Here is a 12,094-nt window from a genome sequence, read left to right on the forward strand (position 1 = left end):
CGGGCGGCGGCCCCGGACGGAGATTGCCCGCGACCCGTGTGGGCATGCTTTCCCCGATCCGTAAAATGCGACCGATCCGTCGCGCGCGGCCACTGCGCTCAGGGGAAACCCCTCTTGCGGCGATGGGGGACCGAATGGACAATTGCCTCGCCGGCCCCACCTCGTGCATGCCTCGCCGATCGCGGGGCGCGCGCCGCCGCGGATCGGCCCTTCGAAGGGGTCGTCCGACGCCGCCTGCCCCGGTCCTTCCGCCTCCTGGAGCCCGCCCGTGACCGTCTCGAACCCGCGCCAGCCCGACCATGCCATCGACCCGCTCTTCATCGAGCGGTGGTCGCCGCGCGCCTTCACCGGCGAGGCGGTGCCGGAATCCGAATTGCTGCGGATGTTCGAGGCCGCGCGCTGGGCGCCGTCCTCCTACAACTCGCAGCCCTGGCGCTTCGTCTACGCCCTGCGCGGCACGCCCGAATGGGAGACCTTCCTCGACCTTTTGGTGCCGGGAAACCGCAAGTGGGCGGAGGGCGCCGGCGCCCTCGTCATCCTCGTCTCGAGCAAGCTGATGAAGACCGGCGACGGGCTGAAGCCCTCGGCCAGCCATTCCCTCGACACCGGAGCCGCCTCGGCGAACTTCCAGCTCCAGGCGATCCGCCAGGGCTGGCACGTGCACGGCATGGGCGGCTTCGACAAGGAGCGCTCCGTCACCGTGCTCGCCGTGCCCCCGGACCATCAGGTCGAGGCGGCCTACGCCGTCGGGCGCGCGGCGAACCCGGCCGATCTCACCGAGGAGCAGCGGGCCAAGGAGGTGCCGAACGGCCGGCGCCCGATCACCGACTTCGCCTTCGCCGGCGCCTTCAAGGCCCGCGAAGCCTGAGCCGCCCGCCGTGCTGAGGCCCGCACCCGACTATGCCGCGCTCGTCGCCGGTTTCGCCTGGGACATCCCGGAGCGCTTCAACATCGGCGTCGATGTCTGCGACCGCTGGGCCGCGCGCGAGCCCGGCCGGGTCGCGATCCAGGAGGTCGTCGGCGCGCGGGTCTCGGAGTTCACCTTCGGGGACATTCGGGACCGCTCCGACCGCCTGGCGGCCGGGTTGCGGATCCGGGGCGTCGTGCCCGGCGACCGCGTCGGCGTGCTGCTGCCTCAATCGGCCGCCGTGGTGATCGCGCACGCGGCCGCCTACAAGCTCGGGGCGATCGCGCTGCCGCTGGCCGGCCTGTTCGGACCGGACGCCCTGCGCTACCGGCTGACCGATGCCGGCGCGCGGGTCCTGATCACCGATGCGGCGGGCCTTGCCAAGATCGACGCGATCCGCGCCGAGCTGCCGGCGCTCGAATGCGTCGTCTGCGTCGACGGCGCGCGGGGCCTCGCCCTCGGCTACGACGCCCTGCTGGCGGAGGCGCCGGACGTGTTCGTGCCGGTGGACACCCGGGCCGACGATCCCGCCCTGATGATCTACACCTCCGGCACGACCGGGCCGGCCAAGGGCGCGCTGCACGCCCACCGGGTGCTCCTGGGGCACCTGCCGGGCTTCTGCATGATGCACGACTTCCCGCCGAAGCCCGGCGATCGGATGTGGACCCCGTCCGACTGGGCCTGGGCCGGCGGCCTCCTCAACGCGACCCTGCCGAGCCTGCATTTCGGCCTGCCGGTGGTGGCCTGCCCGAGCTTCCGCTTTGAGCCGGAGGCCGCCTTCCGGCTGATCGCCGAGCGGGCGGTCACCGTCGCGTTCCTGCCGCCGACCGCCCTGCGCATGCTGCGCGGCGTCGCCGACCCGCGCGGGCGCTTCGACCTCGCGCGCCTGCGCAACATCGCCTCCGCCGGCGAGGCCCTGGGCCCCGAGACCTTCGACTGGGCGCGGCGCGAACTCGGGCTCACCATCGGCGAGGCCTATGGCCAGACCGAGTGCAACCTGGTCCTCGCCGCCTGCCGCTCGGCCGGGGTGGCACGGGCCGGCTCCACGGGGCGGCCGGTGCCGGGGCACCGGGTCGCGATCCTGCGGCCCGACGGGACCGAGACCGCCGACGACGAGCCGGGCGAGATCGCCATCGCCCGTCCCGACCCGGTGATGTTCCTGCGCTACTGGAACCAGCCGGAGGCGACCGCGAAGAAGTTCGCCGGCGACTGGATGCTCACCGGCGACACCGCCCGGCGCGACGCCGACGGCTACGTCCACTTCGTCGGGCGCGAGGACGACCTCATCACCTCGGCTGCCTACCGAATCGGCCCAACCGAGATCGAGGACTGCCTCGGCGCGCACCCCGCGGTGGCGCTGGCCGCCGCGGTGGGCAAGCCGGACCCCCTGCGCACCGAGATCGTGAAGGCCTTCGTCGTCCTGCGCCCGGGCTACACCGCCTCCGAGACGCTGGCCGCCGAGATCCAGGCCTTCGTGCGCACCCGCCTCTCCGCCCACGAATATCCCCGCGAGATCGCGTTCCGGGACAGCCTGCCTATGACCACCACGGGCAAGATCATCCGGCGGCAGCTGCGCGACGCGGATTAGACCTGCGCCGGGCGCGCAAGGCCTCGGGGCGATCGGGTTCGGCGCGTCGTTGCGAGGCAGCGTTCAAGCAACGGGCGTCATCGCGCCATGATCATGCTGTCTAGGGCAGTCTTTCGACATCCCGTGCGAGCTGGAAGCATCGACGATGCTTCGTATTCTCGCGTACGTGACGCCGATGGTCGTGTTCTCTGTGGAGAAGTCAAATCCCGGCGTTTAGGTTAATTGGGCACCCTAAGTAGTCGTTTGACGGAAATATTGGGAAATCTCGCTTCCCCAATCCAGAAAATTTTCTTAAACAAATCGCGTTGAGACGATATTAAGAAAATGGGGGGGCGCGATGGCAACGTTCAATGGCAGCAATGCTGACGATACGTATCTCGGCGGTAATGGCGACGACAACTACAATCTCGGCGAGGGGAACAACAGAGTCGTCGATCTGGTCGGACGCAACCTGATCAATGCCGGATCTGGCAACGACCAGATCACGACTGGTGCGGGTGACGATCAGATCAATGCCGGAGAAGGCCTGAACGTTATCGATGCGGGCGCGGGCAACAACACCATCAACGTCGGCTCGGGGGCCGATCGCATCGTCGCCGGCGCCGGCAACGACCAGATCAACGCCGGCGAGGGCGACAACACCGTCGATGCCGGGGACGGCCGGAACCAGGTCAATGCCGGCTCGGGCAACGACACCATCGTCACGGGCTCCGGCGACGACCAGATCAATGCTGGCGAGGGCAACAACGTCATCCGGGCCGGCGATGGCCGGAACACGATCAACACCGGTTCCGGCGCCGACCGCATCACCGCGGGCTCGGGCGACGACCAGATCAACGCCGGCGAAGGCAACAACGTCATCGACGCCGGCGGCGGCTCCAACCGCATCACTGCGGGCTCCGGTCACGACGTCATCACGGCCGGATCCGGCAACAACGAGATCTATGCCGGCGAGGGCAACAACACGATCACGGTCGGCAACGGCCTGAACCGCATCTACACCGGCTCCGGCGCCGACGTGATCACCACGGGTTCCGGCAACGACACGATCTATGCCGGCGGCGGCAACGACCGCGTGATCCTCGGCGGCGGCTCCGACCTCGTCTACCTCGGCGACGGCAACGACGTCGCGCGGCTCACCCTCGCCCAGAGCAAGGGCGGCGCGCATATCGACCTCTGGGGCGAGGGCGGCTCGGACACCCTCCAGCTCGTCCTCACCGCCGCCGAGGCGCAGGACGCGGCGGTGCTCGCCGACCTCCAGGGCTTCCAGAAGCATCTCGCCGGTGACGGCAACTGGATGTACCAGTTCAAGACCGCCGACATCGGGGTGCGGCAGTTCGAGAAGCTCGAGATCGTCGCCCCCGTTCTCGCGGCCGCCGACAAGGCGACCACGACGGAGGATGTCCCGGTCACGATCCAGGTTCTGGCCAACGACAAGGACCTGCTGGCGGCCAGCAACACGGCCCTGCACGTCACCGAAATCCTCGCCTCGGGCCTCCAGGGCACGGCCACGAGCAGCCAGGACGGCAAGAGCGTCGTCTATGATCCGGGCCAAGCCTTTCAGTACCTTAAGGCCGGCGAGCAGGCCGACGTGACCTTCCAGTACAAGGTCGCCGACGACCAGGGCTTCGTCGACACCGCCTCCGTCACCGTCACGGTGACGGGCGTGGACGATGTCGCCGCGATCTCCGGCAACGCGGTCGGTGCCGTCAAGGAAGACGGTGTCCTGAAGGCGTCCGGCACCCTCGCCGTGTCCGACCTCGATGCCGGCCAGAGCCACTTCGCGGATGTCTCGGCCTCGGCGCTGCACGGCACCTACGGCGACTTCACCTTCAACGACGGGGCCTGGGACTACACCCTGCGCAACGGCGACGCCAACGTGCAGGCGTTGGCCACGGGACAGACGGTCTATGATACGCTCACCGTGAACTCGCAGGATGGAACGGCCAGCCAACAGATCAAAGTGAGCATTGCAGGGCAGGATGAGCCGGTGAAGGCCGGAAATCTGTTGATCACCTTCGAAGATGTTCCTGGGACCAACGCGGCCAACAATCAAAGTTACGGAGATATTTCAAATTACAAAGGTTTCAAATGGGACTCTGCTTCAAGTGGCAGCTACGAAATGATCGCGATGCATGAAAATTACGGTTACTCGGGTGTGGCCAACAACAGTCAAGGTTCGGGATCGTTCGTGGGCTTGAACAACTACTTTGGGGCGACCCCGACAACGATCAGTCGAGCCGATGGAGCAGACTTCGAATTTCAGAGCGGTTATTTCGCCGACCTCAATCTGCAGAACACGCATGTGGACCTGCAGGGCTTCAATAACGGCGTCCTCGTCGGCGAAAAGGTGCTCGATCTGGGTCGGAGCACGAAAGTCGAAGTCGACTGGGGGCACATCGACCAGCTCGTGCTGAATCACACCGGAGGCAGTGGGATTCTCGTTATGGACGATCTGCTGTTCATGGTCTGAAGTGACTGTCTCGTCTGCATTGATGCATTGAAGATTTGGGTCGCCAGAAATGGCGGCCCATTTCATTTAAATGCTCCATTGCGGTTCATGTGCGCGGTCGATACGCCGTCGGCGACGGGCACGGTGCGGATCGTGTCCCGCCAGGGCTCGCGTCCTGCCTCCCGGTGAGCAGGGGGGCGGGAGGTGTCGACCGTATCGCTTGCCGCTTCGTTCGGGATGGATCGTCGGACGTGATCGCCCGAACCCGCGTCAGGCAGACCGCAGCGCACCGGAACCGATTCGCATAAAGACATCTTTATATCTTGATTGCCTCCGCCGCCTGGTCCTGCTATGGCCTGCGCCAGCCCGCAGCCAGCCCACGGAGGAAGTACCCATGGCCCAGGATTACATCGTCAAGGACATCGGCCTGGCCGATTACGGCCGCAAGGAGATCTCGATCGCCGAGACCGAGATGCCGGGCCTGATGGCCACCCGCGAGGAGTTCGGTCCGTCGCAGCCCCTGAAGGGCGCGAAGATCGCCGGCTCGCTGCACATGACGATCCAGACGGCCGTGCTGATCGAGACCCTGAAGGCGCTGGGCGCCGACATCCGCTGGGTCTCCTGCAACATCTACTCGACCCAGGACCACGCCGCCGCCGCCATCGCGGCCGCCGGCATCCCGGTCTTCGCCATCAAGGGCGAGACCCTGGAGGAGTACTGGGACTACACCTCGAAGCTGTTCGACTGGCATGGCGGCGGCATGCCGAACATGATCCTCGACGACGGCGGCGACGCCACCATGTTCGTGCACCTGGGCCTGCGCGCCGAGAACGGCGACACCGCCTTCCTCGACAAGCCGGAGTCGGAGGAGGAGGAGATCTTCTTCGCGCTCCTCAAGAAGAAGCTCGCCGAGAAGCCGAAGGGCTGGTTCGCGGGTCTCGCCGACTCGATCAAGGGCGTCTCGGAAGAGACCACCACGGGCGTGCACCGCCTCTACAACCTCGCCAAGGAGGGCAAGCTGCTCTTCCCGGCCATCAACGTGAACGACGCCGTCACCAAGTCGAAGTTCGACAACCTCTACGGCTGCCGCGAGTCGCTGGTCGACGGCATCCGCCGCGGCACCGACGTCATGATGGCCGGCAAGGTCGCCATGGTCGCGGGCTTCGGCGATGTCGGCAAGGGCTCGGCCTCGTCGCTGCGCCATGCCGGCTGCCGCGTCCTCGTCTCCGAGGTCGACCCGATCTGCGCGCTCCAGGCCGCGATGGAAGGCTACGAGGTCGTGACGATGGAGGACGCCGCCCCGCGCGCCGACATCTTCGTCACCGCCACGGGCAACAAGGACATCATCACCATCGAGCACATGCGGGCGATGAAGGACCGCGCCATCGTGTGCAACATCGGCCACTTCGACAACGAGATCCAGGTCGCCGGCCTGAAGAACCTTCAGTGGTCGAACATCAAGCCGCAGGTGGACGAGATCACCTTCCCCGACGGCCACCGCATCATCCTCCTGTCGGAGGGCCGCCTGGTGAACCTCGGCAACGCCACCGGCCACCCGTCCTTCGTGATGTCGGCCTCGTTCACCAACCAGACGCTGGCCCAGATCGAGCTCTGGACCAACCCGGGCAAGTACGAGAAGCAGGTCTACACCCTGCCCAAGGCCCTCGACGAGAAGGTGGCGCTCCTCCACCTCGAGAAGATCGGCGTGAAGCTCTCCAAGCTGCGCCCCGACCAGGCCGCCTATATCGGCGTCTCCGAGAACGGCCCGTTCAAGCCCGACCACTACCGCTACTGAAGACCGCTCCGGCGCCCCTCCCGGGGCGCCGCGACGAAGCCGGATCCGGCCCCAGCGAAGCCCGGCCCCGTGCCGGGCTTCCGCGCGTCCGGGCCCCGACCGGCGCGCCTGCGCAGTGTGGCTTTTCTGCGCCCCTGCGCGGCCATCGCCCCCGAAGCCTCCAAAGTTAAGCTTAACCCTCTTCCGGGACGATTCCGCCTCGCGCTAGTGTGGGCTGATTCCTCAGATGGAGTGGCTCGCAGCCGGCCTCCGGGCGGTTGCGGGATGGGCGCCCTTCGGCGTCTCATCGAAGATTCGTGGAGGCGGGACGGATCATGAGGGTCGAACCAACGGCGCGCGCCCTGCTGTGCGCCGGCTCTCTCGTCGTCGCCGTGCGACCGGCCTGGGCGGCCGGGACGGGGATGGATGCCAGCGCTGCCGCCTCGGGATTCGGGCAACACACGCACAACGCCGCCGGTCTCGCGATCCTGATCGGGCTGACGGTGTTCTCCACCATCGTCGCCCTGCTGCACATGCGCGAGCGCAGCCGCTGGACCCGGCGCGAGCGCGACCTCGTCACGGAGCTGTCGGCCCTGCGCGAGTCCCACGACCGCGCCGAGATGCTCCTGAACGCCGAGCGCCAGGTCCTCATCACCTGGTCGGGCCGCGGGGCGCCGGCCATCGAGGGCGATGTCGGCCTCGTCGACGGCCGGCGCTCGCCCGGCGACGCCGACCTCGGCCTGCCCGCCTTCGAGACCTGGCTGCACGCGGTGGACGCCGATGCCCTGAACACGGCGGTCGAGGCGCTCCGCGCCCGCGGCGCCGGCTTCCGCCTGAGCCTGCGCACCCAGTCGGGCCGCTTCATCGACGCGCACGGGCAGGCCCTGTCCGGCCGCGCGATCCTGCGGCTGCGGGAGACCACGGACGAGAAGCGCGAACTGATCGACCTGCGCCTCACCCTGCACGAGGCCAAGCGCGGCCTCTCGGCGCTCGGCAGCCTCCTCGACGCGATCCCGCAGCCGGTCTGGCGCCGCAACCGCGACGGCGTCCTCGCCTGGGTCAACCTCGCCTACGTGGCGGCGGTGGAGGCGGGCACCCGCGAGCGCGCCCTGGAGGGCGGCGTCGAGCTCCTCGACCGGCAGGCCCGGGAGCTCATCGCCCGGGACGAGGCCGCGCGCCTGGCGGCCGGGGGGCGTGCGGCCCACCGCCTGTCCGCCGTCGTAGCGGGCGGGCGCCGGACCCTCGACGTCACCGAGAGCGCCATCGAGACCGGCCGGGTCGGCATCGCCGTCGACGTCTCGGAGCTCGAGAGCGTGCGGGCCGACCTCCAGCGCCAGATGGACGCCAACGTCCGCACCCTGGACCAGCTGCCCACCGCCGTGGCGATGTTCGATGCCCGTCAGCGCCTGATCTTCCACAACGCCGCCTACCGGCAGCTCTGGGACCTCGACCAGGCCTTCCTCGACGGCCGCCCCCTGGACGGCGAGATCCTCGACCGGCTGCGGGCGGCCCGCAAGCTGCCCGAGCAGGCCGACTTCAAGTCTTGGAAGGCCGACGTGCTCGCCGCCTACCGCGCCGTGGAGGCCAACGAGGCCTGGTGGTACCTGCCCGACGGGCGCTCGCTGCGGGTCGTCGCCGATCCCAACCCGCAGGGCGGCCTGACCTACCTGTTCGACGACGTCTCGGAGAACATGAAGCTCGAATCCCGCTACAACGCCCTGATGCGGGTGCAGGCCGAGACCCTCGACACCCTCAAGGAGCCCGTGGCGGTGTTCGGCGCCGACGGCCGCCTGACCTTCGCCAACCGCGCCTTCGCCACCCTGTGGCGCCTCGACCCCGAGACCCTGCGCGAACGCCCCCGCGTCGATGCCGTCATCGCCGCCTGCCAGACCCTCTCGCCCGACGAGGACCCGTGGATCGACATCCGCGGCGCCATCACCGGCCTGGAGAGCCGGGCCGGCCTGACCTGCCGCCTGGAGATCGTCGACGGCACCGTGCTCGACTGCGCCGCCCAGCCGCTGCCCGAGGGCGCGACGCTGCTCACGCTCATCGACGTGACCGCCAGCGTGAACGTGGAGCGCGCGCTCACGGACAAAAACGACGCCCTGGAGCGGACCTCGCAGCTGCGCGACACCTTCGTGAACCACGTCTCCTACGAGCTGCGCTCGCCGCTCACCAACATCATCGGCTTCACCCAGCTCCTCGGCGACGAGACGGTCGGCGCCCTGAACGAGCGCCAGCGCGAGTATTCCGGGCACATCATGCGCTCCTCGGGGGCGCTGCTCGTGATGATCAACGACATCCTCGACCTCGCCTCCATCGACGCCGGCTCCCTCGAACTCACCCGCGAAGTGGTCGATGTCCGCGCCACCGTCGACGCCGCCGTGCGCGGCCTGGAGGACCGGCTCGCCGATTCCGCCATCACCCTCGCCCTCGACGTGCCCGACGACGTCGGCACCTTCGTCGCCGACGGCAAGCGCGTGCGCCAGATCCTGTTCAACCTCCTGTCGAACGCCGTCGGCTTTTCGGCGCCGGGCCAGCAGGTCCGCGTGGAGGTCCGCCGCGACGCCGCCGAGCTCACCCTGGCGGTGGCCGACCAGGGCCAGGGCATGCCGCCCGACGTCGCCGCCCGGGTCTTCGACCGGTTCGAGAGCCACACCCTCGGCACCCGCCACCGGGGCGTCGGCCTCGGCCTGTCGATCGTGCGCTCGTTCGTGGAGCTGCATGGCGGGCGGGTCAGCCTGGACTCGGCCCCCGGGGCCGGCACCCGCGTCACCTGCACCTTCCCGATCACCGAGCCGACCGCGCACCGGGACGCCGCCGAGTAGGGGGTGTCCCCGGCTAATCCCCATGGAGCCTTCGCCCCGCCCGCGATTTGGTTAAGGATGCTCCGGTATGACAGCGGGGCTCCGCGCGATCCGGATCCGGCCGCGGCGGCGCACGGCCAGGGAGGAATTGGGCGTTGAACGAGGATGGTGCCGACACGCCCCAGCGTGAGGTGAAATCGGCCTGGGAGATCATGCTTCCGGAGGAGGGCGCCACCGAGGATCTCGGCCGCTTCCTCGCGGGCCTCCTCGTGCCGGGAGACATCGTCGCCCTGTCCGGCGGCCTCGGCGGCGGGAAGACCACCCTGGCGCGCGCGCTGATCCGCGAGCTCGTGGGCGACCCGGACCTCGACGTGCCGAGCCCGACCTTCACGCTGATCCAGCCCTACGAGGCGGCCGACGGGCGCCCCATCGTGCATGCCGACCTCTATCGCCTGCGCAGCCCCGACGAACTCGTCGAGCTCGGCTTCGACGAGATGGCCGAGACCGCCATCACCCTGGTGGAATGGCCCGAGCGCCTCGGGCCCCGCGACGCGCCGATGCTGACCGTCGATCTCTCCCTGCGGGCCGAGTTCGGGGACGGCGCGCGCTTCGCCCGCATCGACGGCAGCGGCGGCATGGCCGCCCGGCTGAAGCGGGCCCGCGCCCTGCGCATCCTCCTCGTGCGCAGCGGCTGGGACGAGGCCACGCGCATCAACATGCAGGGCGACGCCTCCTCGCGCGCCTACGAGCGCCTGGTGAAGCCGGACGGCAAGAGCGCCGTGCTGATGATCTCGCCGCCCCGCGCCGACGGTCCGCCGGTGCGCAACGGCCGCCCCTACAGCGCCATCGTCAAGCTCGCCGAGAGCGTGCACGCCTTCGTCGGCATGGATCGCGGCCTGCGGGCGCTGGGCTTCTCGGCACCGCGCATCTATGGCGAGGACCTCGCCGAGGGCCTGCTGATCCTGGAGGACCTCGGCTCCGAGCCGGTGGTCGACGCCAACGGTCCGCGCCCGGAGCGCTACGCCGAGGCGGTCCGCCTGCTGGCCAAGCTCCACGCCACCGAGCTGCCGGGCGTCCTGCCGGTCGCCGACGGCATCGACCACGTGCTGCCGCCCTACGACCTCGAAGCCCTGGTGTTCGAGACCGAGCTGCTGCCGGACTGGTACTGCCCGGCGATCAGGGGAGCCGAGCTGCCCCACGCGGCCCGCTCGGAATTCGTGGCCTTGTGGGCGGAGGCGCTCGACGGCGTTAAGCCCGATCGCCCGACCTGGACCCTGCGGGACTACCACTCGCCGAACCTGATCTGGCTGCCCGAGCGCGAGGGGCTGGAGCGCATCGGCGTCATCGACTTCCAGGACGCGGTCCTCGGCCATCCGGCCTACGACGTCGCCTCGCTCCTCCAGGATGCGCGGGTGGACGCGAGCGCCGAGTTCGAGCTGCGGCTCCTCGGCCTCTACGTGCGCGAGCGCCGCGCCCGCGAGCCCGACTTCGACATGCAGGCCTTCGCCCGCGCCTACGCGGTGCTGGCGGCCCAGCGCGCCACCAAGATCCTCGGCATCTTCGCCCGCCTCGACCGGCGCGACGGCAAGCCGGCCTACCTCGCGCACCTGCCGCGGATCGAGGGCTACCTCGCGCGCAACCTCAACCACCCGGCCCTGACCCACCTGCGCCTCTGGCACGAGGCGCACCTGCCGCACCTCGTGCCGAAGGCCGCGGGCGCGTCCGAGCCGGGCGAGGCCGCTCAAGGACCCGCGATGCCCGCGTGAGGCTGCCGGACGGCAGTCAGCGCCCGCCCGAGACCTTTCCACGAGACGAAGCCGCCATGTCCGACACAGCCCCCATCACCCGCGCCTTCGTCCTCGCGGCCGGTCTCGGCAAGCGCATGCGCCCGATCACCGCGACGGTGCCCAAGCCTCTGGTGGAGGTGGCCGGACGGGCGCTCCTCGACCACGCCCTCGACCGGGCGGCCGAGGGCGGCATCACCGAGGCGGTGGTCAACGTCCATTACCTCGCGGACCTGATCGAGGGCCATGTCGGCAAGCGCCGGACGGCCCCGAAGATCGTGCTCTCGGACGAGCGCGACGCCCTGCTCGAGACCGGCGGCGGCGTGAAGAAGGCCCTGCCGCTCCTCGGTGACGACCCGTTCGTGGTCTTCAACGCCGACTCGTTCTGGCTGGAGGGGCCGGACTCGAATCTCGGCCGCCTGATCGCCGCCTGGAACCCGGAGACGATGGACATCCTCCTCCTCGTCGCCCCGACCGCGACCAGCCTCGGCTACGAGGGCAACGGCGACTTCGTGATGGATTCCTCCGGCGCCCTGGAGCGCCGCGGGGAGCGCGAGGTGGCACCCTTCATCTATGCCGGCGTCGCTATCCTGAAGCCCGGCCTCTTCGCCGGGACCCCCGAGGGCGCCTTCTCCCTCAACCTCCTGTTCGACCGCGCCATCGCGGCCGGCCGCCTGCGCGGACTGCGCCTCGACGGGCAATGGCTCCACGTCGGAACGCCGGAGGCGATCACGGCGGCCGAGGCCCGGGTGAAGTCCACGGCGCCGACGGTCTGAGCGCAG

Annotated in this window: 7 protein-coding genes; all 7 read left to right on the plus strand. The window is 69.5% G+C overall.

Annotated elements, in window-relative coordinates; translation table 11 throughout:
• The first annotated feature begins 268 nt into the window (after positions 1 to 268).
• The 7 genes from AC0IWM_RS04570 (at position 269) to AC0IWM_RS04600 (ending at position 12,088) form a co-directional block, all read left to right on the plus strand.
• Complete coding sequence (locus AC0IWM_RS04570) at positions 269 to 868, plus strand: nitroreductase family protein (RefSeq protein ID WP_471753276.1); 600 nt, start codon at positions 269 to 271, stop codon at positions 866 to 868.
• Positions 869 to 878: 10 nt separating this feature from the next.
• The gene (locus tag AC0IWM_RS04575) at positions 879 to 2,495 is read left to right on the plus strand and encodes an AMP-binding protein (RefSeq protein WP_471753277.1); all 1,617 of its coding nucleotides are present in this window, start codon (positions 879 to 881) and stop codon (positions 2,493 to 2,495) included.
• A 337-nt stretch (positions 2,496 to 2,832) separates the two neighbouring features.
• Positions 2,833 to 4,968 carry a VCBS domain-containing protein gene (locus AC0IWM_RS04580; protein ID WP_471753278.1) on the plus strand — a complete coding sequence of 712 codons (2,136 nt, stop codon included), beginning with the start codon at positions 2,833 to 2,835 and terminating at the stop codon, positions 4,966 to 4,968.
• Positions 4,969 to 5,341: 373 nt separating this feature from the next.
• Positions 5,342 to 6,742 carry an adenosylhomocysteinase gene (gene ahcY, locus AC0IWM_RS04585; protein WP_471753279.1) on the plus strand — a complete coding sequence of 467 codons (1,401 nt, stop codon included), beginning with the start codon at positions 5,342 to 5,344 and terminating at the stop codon, positions 6,740 to 6,742.
• A 314-nt stretch (positions 6,743 to 7,056) separates the two neighbouring features.
• On the plus strand, positions 7,057 to 9,549 hold the full coding sequence (locus AC0IWM_RS04590; RefSeq protein WP_471753280.1) for a sensor histidine kinase: 2,493 nt from the start codon (positions 7,057 to 7,059) through the stop codon (positions 9,547 to 9,549).
• Between the two features lie 191 nt (positions 9,550 to 9,740).
• Positions 9,741 to 11,294, plus strand: coding sequence for a tRNA (adenosine(37)-N6)-threonylcarbamoyltransferase complex ATPase subunit type 1 TsaE (tsaE, locus tag AC0IWM_RS04595; protein ID WP_471753512.1), 1,554 nt, complete (start codon positions 9,741 to 9,743; stop codon positions 11,292 to 11,294).
• Between the two features lie 56 nt (positions 11,295 to 11,350).
• The gene (locus AC0IWM_RS04600; RefSeq protein ID WP_471753281.1) at positions 11,351 to 12,088 is read left to right on the plus strand and encodes a nucleotidyltransferase family protein; all 738 of its coding nucleotides are present in this window, start codon (positions 11,351 to 11,353) and stop codon (positions 12,086 to 12,088) included.
• The last annotated feature ends 6 nt before the right edge of the window (positions 12,089 to 12,094 follow it).

The organism is Methylobacterium sp. AC433 (assembly GCF_979253015.1).